Source organism: uncultured Mobiluncus sp., from assembly GCF_947087965.1.
Lineage (GTDB): Bacteria > Actinomycetota > Actinomycetes > Actinomycetales > Actinomycetaceae > Mobiluncus.
The window spans coordinates 96,857-118,539 of sequence record NZ_CAMUES010000001.1; the positions used below are offsets into that span (position 1 = coordinate 96,857).

At 56.4% G+C, this 21,683-nt stretch carries 17 protein-coding genes and 1 tRNA gene; 16 read left to right on the forward strand and 2 right to left on the reverse strand.

What is annotated here, in order from left to right:
• The first annotated feature begins 4 nt into the window (after positions 1-4).
• The 3 genes from aroA (at position 5) to Q0V70_RS00450 (ending at position 6,321) form a co-directional block, all read left to right on the forward strand.
• Entirely contained in the window at positions 5-1,390 is a 1,386-nt protein-coding gene (gene aroA / locus Q0V70_RS00440) for a 3-phosphoshikimate 1-carboxyvinyltransferase (RefSeq protein ID WP_297587162.1), read from the forward strand.
• Positions 1,387-2,445 (forward strand): ribosome small subunit-dependent GTPase A, encoded by a 1,059-nt coding sequence (locus Q0V70_RS00445; RefSeq protein ID WP_297587164.1) that lies wholly within the window; start codon positions 1,387-1,389, stop codon positions 2,443-2,445. The genes aroA and Q0V70_RS00445 overlap by 4 nt, the downstream gene beginning before the upstream one ends.
• Before the next feature lie 150 nt (positions 2,446-2,595).
• Positions 2,596-6,321 carry a multifunctional oxoglutarate decarboxylase/oxoglutarate dehydrogenase thiamine pyrophosphate-binding subunit/dihydrolipoyllysine-residue succinyltransferase subunit gene (locus Q0V70_RS00450; RefSeq protein ID WP_297587166.1) on the forward strand — a complete coding sequence of 1,242 codons (3,726 nt, stop codon included), beginning with the start codon at positions 2,596-2,598 and terminating at the stop codon, positions 6,319-6,321.
• A gap of 304 nt (positions 6,322-6,625) precedes the next feature.
• On the opposite strand, the gene Q0V70_RS00455 is transcribed toward Q0V70_RS00450, so the two are convergent.
• Both Q0V70_RS00455 and Q0V70_RS00460 read right to left on the reverse strand, forming a co-directional pair.
• Positions 6,626-6,901 carry an anti-sigma factor gene (locus Q0V70_RS00455; RefSeq protein ID WP_297587168.1) on the reverse strand — a complete coding sequence of 92 codons (276 nt, stop codon included), beginning with the start codon at positions 6,899-6,901 and terminating at the stop codon, positions 6,626-6,628.
• The gene (locus Q0V70_RS00460) at positions 6,898-7,485 is read right to left on the reverse strand and encodes a sigma-70 family RNA polymerase sigma factor (RefSeq protein ID WP_297587170.1); all 588 of its coding nucleotides are present in this window, start codon (positions 7,483-7,485) and stop codon (positions 6,898-6,900) included. Before Q0V70_RS00460 ends, Q0V70_RS00455 begins: the two co-directional genes overlap by 4 nt.
• Before the next feature lie 206 nt (positions 7,486-7,691).
• Between Q0V70_RS00460 and Q0V70_RS00465 the strand changes: the two genes are divergently transcribed.
• The 13 genes from Q0V70_RS00465 to thrB all read left to right on the forward strand — a co-directional run bounded on the left by Q0V70_RS00465 (position 7,692) and on the right by thrB (position 21,598).
• Positions 7,692-8,153, forward strand: a complete 462-nt coding sequence (locus Q0V70_RS00465; protein ID WP_297587172.1) for a DoxX family protein — start codon at positions 7,692-7,694, stop codon at positions 8,151-8,153.
• A gap of 118 nt (positions 8,154-8,271) precedes the next feature.
• A complete protein-coding gene (locus Q0V70_RS00470) occupies positions 8,272-9,639 on the forward strand; it encodes a hemolysin family protein (protein WP_297587174.1) in 1,368 nt (455 codons plus the stop codon).
• A complete protein-coding gene (locus Q0V70_RS00475; protein ID WP_297587176.1) occupies positions 9,632-10,666 on the forward strand; it encodes a hemolysin family protein in 1,035 nt (344 codons plus the stop codon). The genes Q0V70_RS00470 and Q0V70_RS00475 overlap by 8 nt, the downstream gene beginning before the upstream one ends.
• Positions 10,667-10,899: 233 nt before the next feature.
• Positions 10,900-11,682 carry a M23 family metallopeptidase gene (locus Q0V70_RS00480; RefSeq protein WP_297587178.1) on the forward strand — a complete coding sequence of 261 codons (783 nt, stop codon included), beginning with the start codon at positions 10,900-10,902 and terminating at the stop codon, positions 11,680-11,682.
• Between the two features lie 83 nt (positions 11,683-11,765).
• Positions 11,766-12,656 (forward strand): glycerophosphodiester phosphodiesterase family protein, encoded by an 891-nt coding sequence (locus tag Q0V70_RS00485; RefSeq protein WP_297587180.1) that lies wholly within the window; start codon positions 11,766-11,768, stop codon positions 12,654-12,656.
• A gap of 141 nt (positions 12,657-12,797) precedes the next feature.
• Positions 12,798-13,187: a hypothetical protein gene (locus tag Q0V70_RS00490; RefSeq protein WP_295026485.1), complete on the forward strand. Its 390-nt coding sequence runs from the start codon at positions 12,798-12,800 to the stop codon at positions 13,185-13,187.
• Positions 13,188-13,258: 71 nt separating this feature from the next.
• Entirely contained in the window at positions 13,259-14,515 is a 1,257-nt protein-coding gene (locus Q0V70_RS00495; protein WP_297587182.1) for an Nramp family divalent metal transporter, read from the forward strand.
• Between the two features lie 51 nt (positions 14,516-14,566).
• Positions 14,567-14,639 (forward strand) — tRNA-Arg (locus Q0V70_RS00500).
• A 113-nt stretch (positions 14,640-14,752) separates the two neighbouring features.
• Entirely contained in the window at positions 14,753-16,432 is a 1,680-nt protein-coding gene (argS, locus tag Q0V70_RS00505) for an arginine--tRNA ligase (RefSeq protein ID WP_297587186.1), read from the forward strand.
• Between the two features lie 49 nt (positions 16,433-16,481).
• Positions 16,482-18,068 carry a diaminopimelate decarboxylase gene (locus Q0V70_RS00510; RefSeq protein ID WP_297587188.1) on the forward strand — a complete coding sequence of 529 codons (1,587 nt, stop codon included), beginning with the start codon at positions 16,482-16,484 and terminating at the stop codon, positions 18,066-18,068.
• A gap of 24 nt (positions 18,069-18,092) precedes the next feature.
• Positions 18,093-19,397: a homoserine dehydrogenase gene (locus Q0V70_RS00515; protein ID WP_295026493.1), complete on the forward strand. Its 1,305-nt coding sequence runs from the start codon at positions 18,093-18,095 to the stop codon at positions 19,395-19,397.
• Positions 19,398-19,482: 85 nt separating this feature from the next.
• Positions 19,483-20,622, forward strand: a complete 1,140-nt coding sequence (thrC, locus tag Q0V70_RS00520; RefSeq protein ID WP_297587190.1) for a threonine synthase — start codon at positions 19,483-19,485, stop codon at positions 20,620-20,622.
• A gap of 70 nt (positions 20,623-20,692) precedes the next feature.
• Positions 20,693-21,598, forward strand: coding sequence for a homoserine kinase (thrB, locus tag Q0V70_RS00525; RefSeq protein ID WP_295026497.1), 906 nt, complete (start codon positions 20,693-20,695; stop codon positions 21,596-21,598).
• Positions 21,599-21,683: the final 85 nt, after the last annotated feature.

The following is a 21,683-nucleotide window of genomic DNA, read 5'->3' on the forward strand; positions in this document are numbered from 1 at the left end:
ACCTATGCAAGCAACAGTTTGGCAGGCTCCTCGCGCGAGAGGTCCCGTTTTTGGAGCGGTGACCCTGCCGGGGTCAAAGTCTTTGAGTGCCAGAGAATTGTTGCTCGGTGCCATCAGCGATACCGAGGCCTCTCTCACGGGAGTTCTGTATGCTCGTGATACGGAACTCATGGTGCAAGCGCTGCGCTCATTGGGGGCGGTTATCGAGCCGTGGCCCCCAGTTGTGGATCAACCGGTACAGATTACGCCTTTGCCCCACCTGTGGTCGCAGTCAACTTCCACAGTTTCTCCGGGAGGCTCTGGGGATAATGTTCCCGTTACAGTGGATTGCGGTTTGGCAGGAACCGTCATGCGTTTTATCCCCGCCGTGGCGGTGGCGCAGGGGCGCGCCGTGCGGTTGGTCGCCGATGCACAAGCAAATACGCGCCCGATGCGGCCTTTGTTGGATGCTCTGACTCAGTTCGGAGCCCATATCGAGTACGAATCCCCGGATGGGAGCGTATTTCCCTGTACTATTTATCCTCCCGTGGGGAGCCCCGCTATGGAAGTCACCATAGACGCTACGGCTTCCTCACAGTTCGTATCAGCACTGTTGCTGGCGGCTCCGCTGCTACCCGATGGTTGTACCGTTCGTTCCAAAACTGCGGCGCTGCCTTCGCTACCGCACATCGAGATGACCTTAGAGTGTTTGTCTCAACATGGAGTTACCGTTGTACCGGGACGCTCCGAGGACGGCAAGCCGTTCTGGCACGTGGCCTCAGAGCCGGTTATCGGCCAGGACGTCCGCATCGAACCGGATCTCTCGAACGCGGGACCATTCTTAGCTCTGGCAGGTATTGCCGGGGGGCGGATTTCTATCCCCACTTGGCCCGCGCACACCACGCAGGCAGGAGCGGCCTGGCTGGAGATTTTGCCAAAAATGGGACTGCATGTGGAGTGGAACTACGGGGTATTGACGGTTTCCAGTCGAGGTCCGCTGTGGCCGATAGACGCCGATTTCACCGCGGTGGGCGAGCTGGTTCCCACCGTGGCCGCTTTGGCTGCTTTCGCCCCCGGAACTTCCCGATTGCGTGGTTTGCACCACCTGCGGGGTCATGAGACGGATCGTCTCGAAGCGCTACGTGCCGAACTCAAGACCGTGGGGATTCCTTGCGAAATCACCCCGGAGGACGACCTCGTGATTACCGGTGTCAGCCCCTCCGTGCTTGTGAATAAAGACCCGGAATCTCCCGCGCTACTGCTGCATAGCTATGGGGATCATCGGCTGGCGACCTTTGCGGCGCTCCTAGGATTGTACTATCCGGTACAAATTGATGATATCGGCGCCACCTCCAAAACTCTGCCGGATTTCACAAAAATGTGGGAACGTCTGTTGGGAGCAGCCTCTTGAGTCGCCGCGACATTGGCACGGATGATCCGCGAGTACACGTGCGTCCGGGGAAAGGCAGCCGGCCCCGCACTAAGAAACGTCCTAGTTTTGCACATGCTGAGCCCGGTCTGGTCGTCGCCGTGGATCGGGGTCGATTTACGGTAGCGATTGACGAAAACCGCATAGTGCAAGCCGTTAAGGCGCGGGCATTGGGGAGAAAGGGTGTTATCGTGGGTGACCGGGTGGGGGTGGAAGGAGACACTTCCGGCACTCCCGACACTTTGGCTCGCATCGTCACCCTGGAAGATCGCCAAACCGTCCTACGCCGCAGCTTTGACGAATCCGATGCCGGAGCACGCGAAAAACTCATAGTCGCCAACGCCACCCAGATGCTAATCGTGGTCGCAGCGCGTGACCCAGAACCGAAACGCGGCATGATTGACCGGGCGATAGCGGCGGCTCTGGACGCGAAAGTCGCCCCGCTGCTGGCGGTGACGAAAACGGACTTGGATCCCGCTCAGGAACTTATCGCAGACTACAAAGCTATCGGAATAACAGTATTTTCCCTGAACAGACACCTCTACGAGCCCGCTGTTCCGGTGCTAGCGCTAACCGAGACATGCCCCCAGACCGCACCGGCCCCTGCTGTCGCCCCGGGACTGGTGGCGCTCCAGAAACAGCTGACCGGTGAAATCACGGTCCTGCTCGGCCACTCGGGAGTCGGCAAATCTACCCTGGTGAACGCGCTGGTGCCGGGTGCAAATCGGGCAACCGGGACAGTCAACGAAGTAACCGGTAAAGGCCGGCACACTTCGACCTCGGCGGTCGCCCTTCCGGTGGCTGCACAAGGGTGGCTCATCGACACTCCCGGAGTGCGCTCTTTTGGCTTGGCACATGTTGATGCGGCGGGATTACTGCGCGGATTCCCGGAACTTTACGCGATAGCCCGGGACTGTCCGCGAGGCTGCACCCACGCCGCGGACTCCCCGGATTGCCTATTGGATGAACACCCGGAACTAGCGCTGCGTTTGGCGTCCTTCCGAAGCCTCTTGACCGAGATTCCGTCAGCCTACTGAAAAGGGAAAGTCCGCAAATCCCCAAGGATAACTCGAACTATAGTAAATCTTTGTCAAGGTCTGAGAAATAAGGTGAAATTCCTAGGCTAAAAGTCCTAAATTAAGAGCACAACGGAAAAAATTTCCAATGACCTTGAAAGGGAAAATACAGTGGCCGAGACACAGTCGTCGAATAATTCAGCCTCCGAAGAAGTTATTGCACAGCTTCACGCCCAATACCTTGCGGATAAAAGTTCAGTTCCCCCCGAATGGCAGTCGTATTTCCAACAGATGGAAAGCCTGGGATTGCTGCCAGGTGCCACCGCTGGCACCGCCTCCGAGCTCACAGAAGCCGGCGAAACAGCTGAATCTGGTGAGGAATCCCGGCCTACCGGTCTTGATGCCCAACACTCTGATCGCCCGCCACTGCCGCGTTCAATCGTTCACGCGCCGACTTCGCCCTACGCCGCAATGGTGGCAAAGCAGCACTATGATGCGGCAAAGTCCACCGTCAAAGGGGAAGACCGTTCCGAACGGCTGAAGGGTATCCCCGCCGCGATTGCGAAAAATATGGATGCTTCGCTGTCAGTGCCGACCGCAACGTCTTACCGCCAGATTCCGGCAAAAGTGTTGATTGAGAATCGTACCCAGATTAATGACCACCTGAAGCGGACTCGCGGCGGCAAAGTATCCTTTACCCACTTGATCGGCTACGCCATCGTGGAAGCCTTGGTGGAAACTCCTGACGTCAACGTTCGTTACCGTCTGGAGGACGGTAAACCGTATATTGACCATTTCGCGCACGTTGGTTTTGGACTGGCGATTGACTTGCCCAAGGACGATGGTTCGCGTCTACTGGTCACGCCGGTCGTGCACAATGCCGACACCCTGTCTTTTGAAGAATTCGTCCGCGCCTACGAAGAACTCGTGAAAAAGGCTCGTGACGGCAAGCTGGGAATGGAAGACTATTCCGGCTGCACGGTGACCCTGACCAATCCGGGGACCTTGGGTACCCTTATGTCATCGCCGCGCCTGGTGCAGGGCCAGGGTTGCATCATCGGGGTCGGGGCGACGAATTACCCGGCAGAATGGGCTGGCGCCTCGGAAGAACAGCTGGCTCAGGCCGGTATCGGCAAGATTATGCACATGTCCTCGACCTATGACCATCGGGTCATTCAGGGAGCTTTGTCCGGCTCTTTCCTGGGTCTAATCGAAAAGAAACTCAAAGGCGAAGACGGATTCTATGAACGTGTTTTTGATTCCATGAAGGTTCCCTACGCACCTTTCAGCTGGGCGCGTAACAACGATTACAGCGGGCCCGGGGAGCTGTCCAAAGACGCGCGAATCACGCGGTTCATCCACGCTTACCGTTCCCGTGGGCACTTGATTGCGGATGTGGATCCCCTGGATTATCGGGTGCGTCGCCATCCAGACTTGAAACTCGGCGCCTACGGGCTTTCTATCTGGGATTTGGATCGGTATTTCCCCGTAGGAAGACTGGGTGACAAACACAACGTCAACATGAAGCTGCGCGACATCATGACCCAGATGCGCGATACCTACACCCGTACTGCGGGCATTGAATACATGCATATTCAAGACCCCGAACAGCGCACGTGGATGCAGGAGGAAATTGAGCGGCCCTACGAGCCGCCGAGCAAAGAAGTCCGTCACGCCATTATGAACCGTTTGAATGCGGCTCAGGCCTTCGAGGACTTCTTGCAGACCAAGTATGTCGGCCAAAAGCGCTTCAGCTTGGAGGGAGGCGAATCGCTAATCCCCCTGATGCTGCGGATTATGGACGATGCCGCTCACGATGGCTTGGCTGGGGTGACCATCGGGATGGCGCACCGTGGCCGGCTGAACATGCTGGTGAATGTGGCCGGCAAAACTAACAACCAGATTTTCGCCGAATTTGAAGGCAACATGAATCCTGGTTCAGTTCAGGGCTCCGGGGATGTGAAGTATCACCTAGGAACCGAGTCCATCTACGAGTCTTACGAAGGCAAAACTACCAGCGTCTATATCGCGGCCAACCCCTCCCACTTGGAAGCCGTGAACCCGGTGGTTGAAGGCATTGTCCGAGCTCAACAGGATAAAGTCGGTATCGAGGGCGACTACGGTTACCTTCCCGTGTTGATTCACGGCGACGCGGCTTTCATCGGTCAGGGCGTCGTCTATGAGACGCTGAACATGAGCCAGCTCAAGGCCTACGCCACTGGCGGGACGGTACACATCATCGTGAATAACCAGATTGGTTTCACGACTTCTCCGACCAATGCCCGCTCCACAAACTACTGCACTGACCTAGCTAAAGGTTTGCAGGTGCCGATTTTCCACGTGAATGCTGACGATCCTGAGATGGTCACGCGGGTGGCTGGTTTGGCTTACCGTTTCCAGCAAAAGTTCCATAAGGATGTCATCATTGACCTGATTTGTTACCGCCGCCGCGGACACAATGAAGGCGACGATCCGTCGATGACTCAGCCGGTGATGTATCACCTCATTGAAACCCATCCAACCACCCGTACTGTTTACATGAATAATCTCATTGGCCGTGGCGATATCTCGGATGAGGAAGCGCAAGCGGCGGTAGAGGATTACCACCAGAAACTGGAAAAGATTTTTGAGGAAACCAAGGAAAAGGGCTACACCCCGACGCGACAAGGCGAACAGGGAGGCAACGATTGGGATTGGACTCTGCCCGCCGCTCAGACCGACGAGTCCGACGATATGATTGCTTGGACCTCAGCTATTCCGCGGGATGTGGTGGAATCTATCGGTGATGCGCACGTGGATTACCCCGAAGGCTTCACCATGCACCCCAAGATTAAAAAGCTCTACGAAAAGCGTCAACAGATGTCTCGTGAAGGCAATATCGACTGGGGATTCGGCGAACTGTTGGCGTTCGGGTCAATCCTGATGGAGGGAGCTCCCATTCGGATGTCCGGTGAAGATGCTCGTCGTGCAACTTTCGTGCAGCGTCATGCGGTTGCTCACGACTTCAATACCGGTGAGGAATGGACCCCGCTGGAATTCTTAAGTGAAAAACAGGGCAAGTTCATGATTTACGACTCGTCACTGTCCGAGTACGCACCCATGGGATTCGAGTACGGCTACTCGGTGGAACGCCCGGAAGCTCTCACCATCTGGGAGGCCCAGTTCGGCGACTTCTCGTTCGGCGGCCAGACCATGATTGACGAGTTCATCTGTTCGGCTCAACAGAAGTGGCATCAGCACTCCTCTCTGGTGCTGTTGTTGCCCCACGGTTTTGAAGGCCAGGGCCCCGACCACTCCTCGGCGCGTATTGAACGTTGGTTGAGTCTGGCTGCCCAAGACAATATGTGGATTGTCCAGCCTTCCACTCCAGCTAACCACTTCCATATGTTGCGTCAGCAGGCCTATCGCCGGCCGCGGACCCCGCTGGTCGTCTTTACCCCCAAGCAGTTGCTACGTTTGAAAGCGGCGGTGTCTTCGGTCGAAGATTTCACCTCCGGTCAGTTCCAACGAGTCATTGGCGACCAGGGTAATCTGGATCCCAATGGGGTGACTCGCGTGCTAATCTGCACTGGCCGGTTGTATTACGACTTGGCGGCCGAACGCGCCAAGACAGGGGACACAACTACGGCAATCGTGCGTTTGGAACAGTACTACCCGCTACACGAGGATTTGAAGCCAATCTTGGCACAGTACCCCAACGCTGAACTGGTGTGGGCGCAGGACGAACCGGAAAATCAGGGGGTTTGGAGCTTCCTGAAGATACACCAGGATGCTTTCATCGGCGACCGTCCGATTCGCGTGGTGTCTCGCCCGGCAATGGCCGCTCCCTCTACCGGTTTGGCTTCCGTACACAAGCAGCAGGCCGCTGACCTAGTGTCGCGCGCTTTCGCCCGCTAAGAGCAGTCATAGTTTTCCCCGGAAGATGTCGTTTCTTCCGGGGAAAACTGCGTTTTGGGTCTTTCAGTCTAAAAAACACTGCGGGTGCGGGGAAGTTTTCACTATCCCGCACCCGCCGTTCAAGCTTTAAGCATTGGGGCGTTTGCCGTGATTAGCGGCACTCTTGGACCGCGCCCGACGCTTGCGACCGCGTTTCGACATAACAGCCTCCTTCTGAAGTTCGTAATCAACCTGCCTATTTTCACACATTCCCCGCCTTCCCGCAAACCCGGAGAAGTCGTGGCGCTTCGAAAAATCCGTACGGCTAACCGATTTTACGAATCTCTATCATGATGCGTTCTCGCAGCTCAACCGGGGCTTCACAGCGGCAGGATTGCCGCAGCAACGTGATGTAACGCTCCACCCGCAGGGATTCCTCGTGGCAGTCCGGACAGTGGCGCAGATGCTGGTGGAAATGTTGGGCAGTGTGCAAGTCCATTTCCCCGTTCATGATTTCACGCATATTTTGCGTCACGGTATCGCAGTTGCAGTCGAACTTAGACTCGGGGGGCATTTGTGAATCAAGGTTTTCTTCGCTCATGACACCTTCACCTCAGCTTCCAGACGTTCACTCAACATTTTCCGCAGCTTCGCCCGTCCCCGGTGCAAACGGGACATGACCGTCCCGGAGGGAATATCGAGGATTTCCGCGATTTCTTTGTAAGCTAGACCTTCCACATCGGCCAGATACACCGCTTCGCGGTATTCATCGGGTAGGGCGTCGAGGGCATCGAGGATATCTTGAGTTCCCAGACGATCCAAAGCTAGAGACTCCGCCGAACGGGCTTCTCGATTGGAATCATCTTGAGCCAGTTGATAATCCGTAATCTCATCCATAGTTTCCGTGCGCGGCCGACGCTGATTCTTGCGATAAGAATTGATGAAAGTGTTGGTCATGATGCGATAAAGCCATGCCAAGAGGTTCGTTCCCTCCTGAAAAGAATCGAAACTTCGAAAGGCTTTCAAAAAGGTTTCTTGGACCAGGTCTTCGGCGTCGTGTGGATTCCTGGTCAGACGCAGCGCGCCGGAATAGAGCTGATTCAAAAACGGCATGACTTCCGTTTCAAAACGTTGCTCAGTTTCATTCGGCATCCCAGGGGGTGCGGAGTTTACTGTTTCGCTCATCGTTGCCCAGTCTAGACCTGTGCAGGGCACGGGCGGGACAGATTGCGTCCGGTTTGTCGCGCTCCTGGCACGAGCAGGCTTTGCGAGAGTTTTTTCTAAAGTTTGTCTCACATCTGTTCTAACCATAAAGGGTGGTTTTTATTCCGTGCTACCCAAAAACGTTTTGAAAAGGTGCTAACTGGTCGAAAAATGGGGACAATAGTGTTATGAGAACTTTGCTGCGTATTATTTCACGCCCGCTGCTGGCAGCGGTTTTCATTCATGACGGTCTCGACGCTTTGCGTAACCCCGCAGACCACGTGGAACGTTTCCGCAAGATGGAGCCGACCCTGGAAAAGATTGGCCTGCCTCCCATGCTGACTTCGGACGCAAAATTGTTGTCTCGCCTGGCCGGAGCGGCTACGGCGGTGACTGCAATAGGCTTGGCTCTGGGGAAATCCCCCCGGATTTGCGCTCTCATTCTGGCGGTGGTGAATCTTCCTATCAGCGTGGTAAACAATCCGGTTTGGGCAGCTAATTCCACAGAGGAACGCAAAGAGTATACGCGCGGCTTGGTCGCGGGAGGCTCTCTAGCGGGAGGCCTAGGAATGGTTCTGGCTGATGGTAACGGCCAGCCGTCTCTGCGGATTCGCCGCGAAATCATCCGTACCGCTACAGCTGGCAAATAAGTACGGTGGTTAAACTGCAAGATACCCCGCGATTATCTTCTTGCCCTTGTCCTGGTCAAGTGCACCGTTATTGCTTCGGTTCTTTCTGCCCGGTTTTTGTTGAAGTTGCACAAGGACGGTGGGTCGGTTGAGTCCCGTCGTGGCTGACTGGCTGTTGGTGGCGGTGGGGCTGATTCTGACTTTGGTCACGGCCTTTTTTGTAGCCACTGAGTTTGCCTTCCTTGCTGTCGACCCCGCCAGAGTTGCGGGGCGCGCGGCTAACGGCGACAAGCGGGCCGCCCTCGTGAAAGACTCTATTTCTAATCTGTCTACCCAGCTGTCTGGTACCCAGGTGGGCATTACCCTGTCCACAATTATGGTGGGTTACACCACCCAAACAGCCATCGCAAACCTGGTGACACGTGGTTTGGGACACACCGGGATGGCTCTAGCCGCGGCCACGGCCCTGGGTGCGGTGGTCGCCCTGGTCATTACGAACCTGTATTCCATGGTCTTTGGCGAGCTCATTCCCAAGAACATGGCGCTGGCTGACCCCATGAAAGCGGCCGCTTTTGTGGTGCGTCCGCAGCGGGCATTCACCTTTATTTTCAAGCCTCTGATTGTGGCGCTGAAGGCTTCGGCGAACTTCGTGTTGGATCGGATGGGCGTGGAAGTTGTGGAAGAACTGTCCGGGGCTCATTCAGCTCAGGAACTCGTGGCGATGGTGCGCCAAAGCGCCGAGGAAGGGCTGCTGGATTTATCAACCGCTTCCCTGTTTACCCGTTCGGTGCATATTTCCGGCTTGGCTGCAAAAGATGTGATGACTGACCGTGGGCGGGTGCACTATCTGACCCAGAATGAAACTGCGGATGACCTCATTGCGAAAGCGCGGGAAACAGGCCATTCCCGTTTTCCGGTCATTGGACCGGACGGTTTGGACGACATCCTGGGATTCGCCAACCTCCGCCGTGCCGTATCCGTCCCTTATGAACGCCGCAGTGACGTCGTGGTCACTTCGTCCTCGCTGATGTATGAAGTACCCAGGGTTCCCGAAACGATGGGACTGGCGGATTTGATGGTGCTATTGCGCGATGCCGGCAGCCAAACGGCGGTGGTGGTCGATGAGTACGGAGGCACTTCGGGAATCGTCACTCTGGAGGACGCAGTTGAGGAAATCGTGGGCGAGGTCGCGGATGAACACGATCAACACGCTGCCGGAATTAATCATCCCGTGGAAGGCGAATGGCTGGTTCCGGGGCTAATCCGTCCCGATGAACTGTTGATTCAAACCAAAGTGGAGCTGCCTGATGAGGGCCCCTATGAAACCTTGGGGGGCTTGATTATGAACGAACTGGGCCACATTCCCTCGCAAGGTGAGACCGTCCTGGTCAACGGATACCTTTTGCGTGTCGAACAGATGGACGGTAGGCGTATCGACCGGGTTCGCATCACCCGCAACCCGAGTCCTGACGAGCCGCTGAATTCCCCGGAGGTGACGCATGAGTGATTGGGTTGCCTTAGTTTTAATGGTGGTACTCCTGGCCATCAATGCTTTCTTTGTCGGGGCAGAATTCTCGTTTACGGCTTCGCGTAAAGCCGAGATTGAACCCCTGGCGAAAGACGGGAAACGCGGAGCGGCCTCTGCGCTCATCGCGGTAGAAAATGTTTCCGAGATGCTCGCCGTTTGTCAGTTGGGAATTACTTTGGCGTCTACCGGATTGGGGGTAGTGGCGGAGCCGGCTATCGCGCACCTGCTATTACCGCTGGTGCTGCGGTTGGGTCTACCCCCAGTCAGTGCCCACTCCGTAGCCATTGTTGTCGCTTTGCTGATTGTTTTGTATCTGCATGTAGTGGTCGGCGAGATGATTCCGAAATATACCTCGGTTTCGGCTCACACCCGGCTCATTTTGATTTACTCACCCCCGATGGTGGCGATTGAAAAGTCGCTACGTCCCGTTATCAGCGCCATGAATCGCTTTGCGAACTCGGTGGTGAGGTTGTTCGGTTTGGAACCTCAACATGAAGTTGGGGTGAGTTTTACAGTCGAAGAGATGTCGTCAATCGTCGAGAAATCCCGTGAGCAAGGGGTTTTGGAGGACGACTTGGGGTTGCTCTCTGGGACATTGGAGTTTTCTGCGGAAGTTGTGTCGGGAGTGATGGTCGGTTTGGAGAACTTGGTGACTTTGCCAACCAACGTAACTCCCGTAGAAGCCGAAAAGACTGTGGCGCGCACAGGGTTCTCGCGTTTCCCGGTTGTTGATGAAACTGGGAGCATTACCGGATACCTGCACATTAAAGATGTTATTGCGGTCGAGAAAGCATCTCGTGAGAAATCGTTGGAATCCTGGCGGATTCGCTCGTTGATTACTGTGACTCCGCAAATGGAAGTGGAAGATGCCCTGCGGGTGATGCAAAAGCAAGGTACTCACCTGGCTGGGGTGGTCGATTCAGTGAGTCCTGGAGCGGTGATTGGAGTGATTTTCCTGGAGGATATCCTGGAGGAACTGGTCGGTGAGGTTCGGGATTTGCTCTGAACAGGTGCAACCATGCGCGGCACCATTTGACACTAAACCCCCACGTTTCTTTCAGGAAATTGTCGGGGAAGGGTATTTGGTGTTAACAAATGTTACTGAAGTGAAAATTGATACACGCATTTAATTGTAAATCGTTATCTACTTGTTATAAACTTGAGTTCGAGTTGTTATCCAAAGTCGGAAGGTAATCCGTGGTAAGCGAAAGGCCTCGCACTCGTCGGGAAGCACGCGAATTGCGCAATAGAGCCCAGTCCGCGCGTATCCGTAAAGAAGCACAAGTTTTCAATGCTCCGCGTCTGGTGTTGCTGGGTGTGGTTTCAGCTATCACCGTGGTCGCTCCTCTATCCGGGATAGTTTCACCCAACTTATCTATTGCCTCTCCGAATTTTGAATTCAGTACCAATCAAACTTTGCTCTCCGTTGTGGCTAAGGCCAGCGACGCTACCGATTATGACTCCGACTTAAACGCGGTTCCCGCTAGTTCGCGTTCCCGGGTGGTGGAAGCCACCGCATTGGGCCAGTGTGCCGCGCAGGGCTCCGCTAACGGTGATGCTTCTGCCGCTCCGGAAAAAAATCTCTTGCTGTGGCCGCTATCATCGGGAAGTTACACGTTTACATCCCCGTGGGGGATGCGAGTCAATCCGGTGACAGGAACTCGATTGTTGCACGAGGGCGTTGATTTGTCGGCCCCTACTGGTACGAATATCTACGCAGTAGCGGACGGGATTGTCACCGAATCAGGAATGCAGGGATCCACCGGCATGATTACTATCAAGCATGTTCAGGACGGTGAAGTCTTTTACTCTCGCTACCTGCACATGTACGGTAACGGGATTTACGTGCATGAAGGCGATGAGGTGAAAGCCGGAGATGTTATTGCCGGGGTGGGCTCGACCGGTCGCTCTACCGGGCCGCACTTGCACTTTGAGATTCGCAATTCAGACAAGGAATCTGTAGATCCGATGGGCTGGATGAAGCGTCATGGTGCCCGGTTCGTCAATCAGATTTGCTCCTAGACTCACGCCCAATTTTGCGACCCGCTCCTGTTTTTCCTGTTTCGCGTCATCGGCCGGTGCTGTTGGCTCATCGTGGGTCAGCAGTGTCCGCCAGCGCGGCTGTGGGGTGTTCGGTTCCGGAAAATTCACGAGCTGCCTTTGACTGGGCTGTTTCTTGCAGGTCGGTAGCTGGGCTGGAAACTGATATTCATGCCACCACCGACGGGGTTCCTGTCATCAGCCATGACCCGATGTGGCACGCGGTCGATGGGGAAGTGGCAATTACCGAAGTCACGTGGGCGCAACTGTGTCGCCATCAACTGCCTAACGGCGAACGGCCCTTGAATCTGGAAGAATTTTTGGACCGATACCCTGACATTTACTTGAATATAGACGCCAAAACCGATGCGGTTGTCCCCGGTGCGCTACGCGTCTTACAGGGGCGTCGTGACTTGGGGCGTCTCGCCCTAGCGTCCTTTTCGGCCCGTCGAGTCTGGCGAATGGCCCGACACCTGGGACCGGTGTGTGGATATTTACCGGGAGCGCGGGACGTTGCGCGAATCTGGGGGGGATCCTCCTCCGGTTTGGTGAGGCGAATCCGCCCGGAAATTCGCAGCGTAGGAATTCCCCCGGAAACTTTCTTGACCTGGGAACAGGGAACCGCGGCAATGGCTCAAATCGAAGTCAACGCTCACCGGGTGATGTCGGGGTTAGCGGAAAAGCGCCGTTTGGAACGGCTTTACCGCTTCGGTATCGTGCCGCGTCTATTCAGGGATTTTCACTGTGCGCTGGCGGTACCGGAAAGCATCCGGGGGGTGAAAATCGTGACCCCACGGTTTGTGGCGGCCGCGCACACCCTAGGCTGTCCGGTTTATGTGTGGACGGTGAATGACACCTCCTCATATCAACGTCTAGTTTCCCTCGGCGTTGATGGGATTTATACCGATATTGTCAGTACATTAGCCCAAACCGGCATTGAGGAATCTTCCAGCTAATCGGCGAAAACTGTTGAAATATCAAGGAACACTTAACGTAATCTGAATGAAATATCAGAGAAATCTAAGAATAGCCTTGGAACTGACGAAGGTAACTGATAGATTACTGACATCGACATACTTTCAATGAAAGGTTAGGCAATGGAACAGCAGCGCTCGGCAGTTCGTTTGGCAGCCGTAGTAGCTAAGCAGCGCCAAAGCAGCGATGCGTTGCGCGGGGCGCAGACCGTTGTCGATGAACACACCCAGTGGGTACTGTCACATCTTTCTCGAAGCGATCGTGACCTGATTGAATCCGTCACCGGTGAGGTTATTGAACCGGGTGCTGATTCTGCCTCTCTGTTTGCTTTGACTTTGGCTGAATCGCGGATAAACCAGGCTTCTGTTTCCTCCGCGCGTACCCAAAACCATCAGTTGCTGATGCGTCGTCCGCAACCTCTGAGCCAACATGATCGCTTGGCCACTTTCACTTCTATGCGCGCCATGCTGGGCAACGGCTCGGTGGGGCGAGCCTTGGACACTGAAGCCTAAGTTTCCCACCTCTACCTACGCGTTTCCCATCGGGATTTCACTGCCTAGCAGTTTCGCGTATGATGTTAGGTATGCCTTACCTTACTGACGAGCAGAAAACCCCTAAAAAGTCTCTGGTTGCCCTGATGGGGCCCGCTTTCGTGGCCGCTGTTGCCTACGTGGATCCGGGTAACGTCGCTGCTAATATCACTGCCGGAGCTCGCTACGGTTACGCGTTGGTGTGGGTGTTGGTGCTGGCTAACTTGATGGCCATGCTGGTGCAATACGAAAGCGCGAAACTTGGAATAGTAACCGGCCGGTCCCTGCCGCAGGTCTTAGGCGATCGTTTACGCCGACCGAGTCGACTCGCCTTTTGGATTCAAGCCGAAATCGTGGCGGGTGCCACCGACCTGGCCGAAGTCATCGGCGGAGCCATCGCCCTCAACCTTTTATTTGGAACTCCGCTGCTGGTCGGCGGCTTGATAATCGGTGTGGTGTCTCTAGGGCTGCTGTTTTTACAAAATACTTCCGGTCAGATTGTGTTTGAACGGGTCATCATCGCTCTGCTCCTGGTCATCACCCTGGGTTTCGTGGGGGGACTGGTGGTCGCGCCGCCCTCCTGGCAAGCTGCCGTGGCGGGACTGCGGCCTACATTCCCTAATGCTGACTCAGTTTTAGTGGCTGCTTCCATGCTCGGCGCCACCGTGATGCCACACGCGATTTACCTGCATTCTTCCCTGACGAAAGACCGTCACGGCTCAGAGCACACGGACGACCACAAGCGCAGACTCCTCCGGGCGACGAAACTGGATGTATTCTGGGCGTTGCTGGTGGCCGGTTCGGTTAACATTGCCCTGGTACTGCTGGCTGCCGCCTCGTTGCACGGCTCCGGAACTGGACAGGAGGACACGGACACTATTGAGGGCGCTTACCACGTCATAGCCGGCGCTCTCGGTGGTGGGGTAGCTACGGTGTTCGCAGTCGGGCTGCTGGCTTCGGGGCTAGCTTCCACTTCGGTGGGAGCTTATGCGGGGTCAGAGATTATGGCCGGTTTGCTGCATATTCGCGTTCCGCTGCTAGCGCGGCGCGTGGTGACCTTGATACCGGGATTGGCCATCTTGGCGCTCGGCTTCGACCCCACCTGGGCACTGGTACTCAGCCAAGCCCTGCTGTCCTTAGGAATTCCTTTTGCGTTGCTGCCCCTGGTTATCTATACGTCAAAAAAGGATATTATGGGACCTTTTGCTGACCCCAAATGGTTGCTGGCCATTAACATCTTGGTAGCTGCTCTGATTATTGCCCTAAATCTGGGACTTTTAGCGCTGTTGGCATTGGGGATAGGTGGCTAAAATTTACCTTCTGGAAGCAAAGCGGTAAACTGTTGGAGCTGGTTGTAGCAAGCCCCGGTAGCTCAGTGGATAGAGTGTTTGCCTCCGGAGCAAAAGGTCATGGGTTCGAATCCCATCCGGGGCGCTGAATCAGGTGCGATACGCGCACTTAATGGACACGGCATTGTTTTCCGAATTTCCCGCCCCTCTACACGGGCTAATTTTGATGTACTCCAGGCAAAACGTTAGGCTTATGGGGTGACTCCTGAAGAATTAACTCAGCGCATGATTGCGCAGCTTGGCACCGCAGCAGCGGAAAACAATATCGATATAGCAGACGGCGTCTTGGCCGAAAAAATGCGCGTGGAGCGTCCCAAGAATCGCGACCACGGAGATTGGGCGACGAATATCGCCTTGCAGTTAGGCAAGTCTGTGGGCCGCAACCCTCGAGAACTGGCGGGAATCTTTGCTTCTGCCATCGCCCAAATTGACGGTGTGTCTTCTGCGGAAGTCGCCGGTCCGGGGTTCATCAACATCCGTCTTGAGGCCGGAGCCGCCGGTGCTTTGGTGGCTGAGATTCTGACCTCCGGCAACGACTATGGTCATGGTGAAAACCTCAAAGGAATCCATATCAACCTGGAGTATGTTTCCGCTAACCCGACCGGGCCGCTGCACATTGGCGGTGCGCGCTGGGCAGCAGTGGGGGATTCCTTGGCACGTCTGTACAAGTTCAGCGGTGCGAAAGTCACACGCGAGTACTACTTTAACGATCACGGTTCCCAAATCGACCGCTTCGCGGTTTCTTTGCTGGCAGCGGCTCGCGGCCAGGAAACCCCCGAAGACGGTTACGGCGGGCAATATATTGCTGACATTGCGGCCAAGGTTCAAGCCGAAGCGAAAGCCGCGGGCGACCCCGACCCGGTAACTCTGGACGATGCAGCCGCCCAAGAATACTTCCGTTCTCACGGCGTCGAGATGATGTTCGATGAGATTAAAGAATCACTGCGCGGTTTCCGTACCGAATTTGATGTGTTCTTCCACGAAAATTCCCTCTATGAAACCGGGGCAGTCACCAAGGCACTCGATTACTTGCGGGAACGTGGCGAAGTGGTCGAGAAGGACGGTGCGACCTGGCTGCTGACAACCAAGCATGGAGACGACAAGGATCGTGTGGTCATTAAGTCTGACGGTAACGCCTCCTACTTCGCTTCTGACGTGGCCTACTATCAGGACAAGCGCCGGCGCGGGGCAGATCGTACCGTGTTCCTGTTCGGTGCTGACCACCACGGTTACGTTGGACGCATGATGGCAATGTGCGCCGCTTATGGCGACAAGCCCGGCGAGAATATGCAGATTATCATCGGGCAGCTGGTGAACTTGTTTAAGAACGGTGAACCGGTAAGGATGAGCAAGCGCGCCGGAGACATTGTTACGCTGGAGGACTTCGTCGAAGCTGTAGGTGTCGATGCGGCCCGTTACGCCCTGGTGCGTTCCTCGATGGATACCCAGCTGGCAATCGACCTGGATGTGCTGGCTTCGCATACCAACGAAAATCCTGTTTACTATGTCCAATATGCGCACGCCCGCACTGCTAACGTGGCCAAGAACGCTGCTGAACACGGGGTTTCTTGTGCGGATGGTTTTGACCCGAAAGAACTCAGCGATCCGGCAGATGCGGCCCTAATCGGTGTTCTGGCGCAGTTCCCGTCCGTAGTGGCGACAGGCGCGGCTGAAAACGCCACGCACCTGGTGCCTCGTTACTTGGAGAACTTGGCGGGGGCTTACCACACCTGGTATGGCAAACGCCGGGTCACCCCCGCTGGTGATGAACCGGTGACGGCCGAGCACGCGGCGCTGCTGGCGCTGAACAACGCTGTTGGTCAGGTCCTGCGCAACGGCTTGAATCTGTTGGGCGTGACCGCACCCGAGCGGATGTGAGCGGCGCCGTTTTTCGAGGAAGCCGCGCCACGTAAGGAAGGAACGGGCGGTGGATTTGGCGGCTGATGACCCAGCACGTTTACACCCGGGGGATTCTGGCTTAAGAACTTGGGTTGCCCCGGACCCGCAGGTGCGCGCGGACTTGTGGCCCAGTGGGCTTCAGCGCGATTCACGGGGAGAACTGACTCTGCACGGACAAAGCCTGAGCGAGCTTTTGAGCCAGGCTCCGCAGGTGGACGGTCGGGGCGGGCAAACCCCGATTTTTGTGCTGGACTTGGCGGATTTTCGAGACCGTCTCAAGGTATTTCGCGAAGCTTTTGCCGCCGCGTTTGGCGAGCATGAGGTGCAGGTACACTATGCCGGAAAAGCTTTCCTATGCGTGGAAATAGCCCGGCTGGCGGCGGAGGCAGGACTCGGCTTGGATACGGCTTCTGCTGGGGAGATGGCTTTGGCGCTAGCTTCGGGCTGTCAACCGAGTTTGATTGGTTTGCACGGGAACGGGAAATCCCCTGAACTGCTGCGCCAAGCAATCGAGGCGCATCTGGGGAGGATTATCGTTGATTCCCCCGCGGAAGTCCGGCGTATTCAACGCATCCTGGACGATTTGAAGCCACAAAGCCGGGTGCCGCTGATGGTGCGTATCACCACAGGAGTTCACGCCGGCGGTCACGAATTTATTGCTACCGCCCACGAAGACCAAAAGTTCGGGTTGTCCCTCACTCCTGGGGCCCACGGTTTGGAACCTATCGATGGCTCCGATTCTCCCTGTGGTGCGACCTCGGCTTTCGATTCCCCTGCCTGGCGCGTAGTGCACTCCATTTTGGCTGATGAACGCTTGGAGCTGAGCGGTCTGCATTCTCACATTGGCTCCCAGATAGTGAATCTTGACGGTTTTTGCGCCGCGGCTCGGAAAATTCTGGAGTTTCGGGGTCTGGTCAAACAAACGACCGGTTATCTCATTCCAGAAATCGACTTGGGTGGCGGTTACGGCATAGCCTATACTTCCGCCGATGCCCCCGCTCCTAGTGCCGCCGACTTCGCCGCTGGACTGTACCAAGTGATACAAAATACCTGCTATGAGTTAGAACAATCCTTCCCGCGGGTTTCCGTAGAACCGGGACGGGCTATTGCTGGTCCCAGCACCATTACTTTGTACCGAGTGGTCAATATCAAGGATCAGCCGGTGGGTCAGCATGGAGACGGCAGTCTCAGCTATCGTCGCTATGTGTCGATAGACGGTGGAATGAGCGACAACATTCGTCCCGCGCTGTACGGTGCCAACTATACGATTGCTTTGGCCAACCGCCGTTCAACGGCCCCGCTGACGGCCTGCCGAGTGGTGGGTTCTCATTGTGAATCAGGTGACATCGTGGTTAAAGACGTGGCCCTGCCTACAGACTTGATTGAGGGCGACCTGCTGGCGGTACCCGCCGCAGGAGCCTATGGGTGGGCCATGAGTTCGAACTATAACTGGTTTACGCGCCCGGGAGTGCTGGGAGTAGATCAAGACAACAGTGGAACGGTCATTACAAAGTGGCTTTTGGAACCGGAAGCTGTTGATACGATGCTGGCTCATTTTGACCCGCAGTACCGCAAATTTTTAGACACCCACCCTGCTGGTACAGTGAACGTATAGAGGGACACCGAAAGGGAAACAAAGATGGCGCAAAAGCAAGACGTAAAAATTGGACTGCTGGGTGCTGGCACGGTGGGACTGCAAGTTGCGCGCATTTTGCACGACCAACAGCAGGAACTCGCGGCACGGGCGGGAGCAAACCTGGTGCTCAGCGGAGTTGCGGTCCGCGACACCAGCAAGGTTCGGGAGGGCCTGGACCGAAATCTGTTGACCACCGATATTGATGCGGTGATTGACTCCGCCGACCTGGTCATCGAGCTGATGGGAGGCCTAGAGCCGGCTCGCAGTGCCATGTTGAAAGCCTTGGAGGCGGGCAAAACGGTGGTGACCGGCAACAAAGCGGTTCTCGCGCAATACGGCCCGGAGCTCTATGAGGCCGCCGCCCGCACAGATGCGAATTTGTATTTTGAAGCCGCGGTGGCCGGGGCGGTTCCCGTGGTTTATGGACTGCGGGAATCCTTGACTGGAGACCGAATCAACAAAGTTCTGGGTATCGTCAACGGCACCACCAACTACATTCTCGATCAGATGACCACCCAGGGCTGGTCTTATGAACAGGCCCTGCACCAGGCCCAAGAGCTTGGCTTTGCCGAGGCAGATCCCAGCGCGGACGTAGGCGGTCACGATGCGGCAGCCAAGTGCGCCATCCTGGCCTCCCTGGCTTTCCATACCCGGGTGAACCTGGAGGATGTCCCCGTGAAGGGTATTACCGAGGTTAGCGCTCAGGATATTCAACAAGCTACAGAGTCCGGGTACGCGGTGAAACTGTTAGCTCGCGCCCAAAGGGTCACCGTTGACGGGCAGGAACAGATTGCCCTCGGTGTGGAACCGACCCTGGTGCCAAAGAGCCACCCGTTGGCGGGCATCACCGGACCTTACAACGCCATAGTTTTGGAAACTGAGTTTGCTGGTCGGCTCATGTTTTATGGCGCAGGCGCGGGCGGGGCTCCCACCGCCTCCGCAGTACTTTCCGATGTCGTGGCGGGTGCCAACCACCTGGTCTCCGGGGGGCACGCCCCTCGCGAAAGCGTGTATGCAGACCTGCCGATTTGCGAGCCGGGACGAGTGGAAACCTGCCGTCAGGTACGTTTGCAGGTTGCTGACCGAATCGGGATGCTGGCAGAAATCGCCAAAATCTATGCCGCCGGGGAAGTCTCTATCGCGTCTTTGACTCAACCGCCGACCGAGACCGCACCAGACGAAGCGACGTTGGTCATTTCGACCCATCTGGCACAGAATTCCAAGCATGAGGGAATTACTGCCGCTTTGGCGAAATCACCATTAGTGCATAAAATCGCCTCAGAGATGTCCATTGAGGAAGACCAATGAGAGCCTCAGTTTTTTCGTGACTGGGCATGGCCGAGAGCGAAAACTGTTGAGGTTATCGAAACCGCGAATAAGGAGCAACCAAAGCATGACACAGATGTGGAGCGGTCTGCTGGAAGAATACCGGAATCGACTTCCCCTGGAACCAGGCGACCCCGTTGTGACCCTGTTTGAGGGCAATACCCCCTTGATTCGGGCGCGCCGCGTGGAACAGCGTATCGGTGCCTTGAGTGAAAAAGCTGGCGTAGACACCACCGGTACAGAGGTCTATGTGAAGTTTGAGGGTGCTAACCCCACCGGTTCATTCAAAGACCGGGGCATGACTATGGCCATGACGAAAGTGAAGGCGGCGGGCACTCAGATGGTGGCCTGCGCTTCCACCGGCAACACCTCCGCTTCCGCGGCGGCTTATTCGGTCGCGGCAGGGGTGGGATGCGCGGTCATTTTACCCGCCGGAAAGATTGCTCTGGGCAAGCTGGCTCAGGCCGTGATGCACGGGGCCAAGCTCATCGCCGTGGACGGAAACTTTGATGACTGCTTGCGAATCACCCGAGAACTGACCGAAAAGTACCCGGTGGGTTTAGTCAACTCGATTAACCCCTACCGCCTGCAGGGACAAAAGACCGCCGCTTTTGAAATTTGTGACGCCCTGGGTGATGCACCCGATATTCACTGCCTGCCGGTGGGCAACGCCGGAAACATCAGCGCCTATTGGATGGGATATAACGAGTACTTCGGTCGGGAAGTCGCCTCCTCAATCGAGGATTCGGCCCTGAAACTGAAGCCGCAAACCACCAAGTTGCCTCGAATGTGGGGGATTCAAGCCACCGGAGCCGCACCCTTCGTGGCGGGACACCCTATCGAGAACCCGGAAACCATCGCCACCGCAATCCGGATTGGCAACCCCGCGTCTTGGGACTACGCCACCGCGGCCCGCGACGACTCCGGCGGGTTGATTACCGCGGTCAGCGATGCAGCCATTATGCAGGCTCAGTCCATTATTGCCGCGGAAGTCGGAGTGTTTTGCGAGCCGGCCAGCGCGGCCCCGATAGCGGGTCTGTTGGCGTTGGCTGAGCAGGGCAAAGTACCCGGAGGAGTGCGAATTGCCTGCACCTTGACCGGCAACGGCCTGAAAGATACCGCCACCGCAATGGAAGCGAAAGGCAACGTGACCCCACCTGTAATCGAACCCAGCCTGCAGGCGGCGGTACGGGAACTCGGCCTGTAACAACAGCGTCTCCACCGGGCCGATGCTGTGCCCAAACCAAGCGCAAAACCACCGAACCTAAGGAATTGCCATGAATTTTGTGCGTGACGAAGTAACGGTCAGCGTTCCAGCCTCTTCGGCTAACCTGGGGCCGGGGTTTGACGCTTTGGGTCTAGCCTTGGAACTGCGTGATGAAGTCAGTGTGCGGGCCACCACCGGAGCAACCCACGTCACGGTGGAAGGCGAAGGCGCCGGCAAAGTTCCTGAGGATGAAACCAACATGGTGGTGCAGGCTTTGCGAGCCGGGCTGGAATCTGTAGGAGCTTCCCAGATTGGGATTGAAATGCATTGCGTGAACCGGGTTCCACACGGCCGCGGTCTGGGTTCGTCTTCCGCGGCCCTAGTTTCCGGGTTGGCCGCTGCTGGGGCTTTGCTGGAGCCGGGAGTCTTGGACACGGAGGCGATTTTTCAGCTCGCGGTCCAGATGGAAGGCCACCCCGACAATGCCGCCCCTGCCGTGTACGGGGGTGCCGTAGTGGGCTGGATGGAACCGAGTGCGAATGGGGGTACGCCGCGAGCCTATGCGCAACATTTTGAGGTTTCCCCGCAAGTACGGCTGACCGTGCTGATTCCGGAATTTGAACTCGCCACCTCCAAGGCACGCGGGTTGCTGCCCGAGTCAGTTCCGCATCGGGACGCGGCCTTTAATGCCGGACGCGCCGCGCTGCTACCTCTGGCCTTGGCGAAATACCCCGAACTGCTGTATTTCGCTACTGAGGATCGGCTGCATCAGGAGTATCGCCGTGAGGGCATGCCCCAGTCCCTAGAATTAGTAGATCGGCTGCGAGCCGCTGGCGCTCCCGCCGCCATCAGTGGCGCCGGGCCTACCGTGATAGTTTTTGACCATCTGGACCCCGCCACACGCCAAGATCTCGAACATCTGGGCTGGAAGCCGCGAGAATTGCAGGTGGCGCCACAGGGAATCATTGTCAGGTAACCACAGGGAACCACCACATCGTCAATCCAGTCTCGGATACAGGCACCCCCGAAACTCGTGAATAAGACCCTACCCCGCCAAGAAA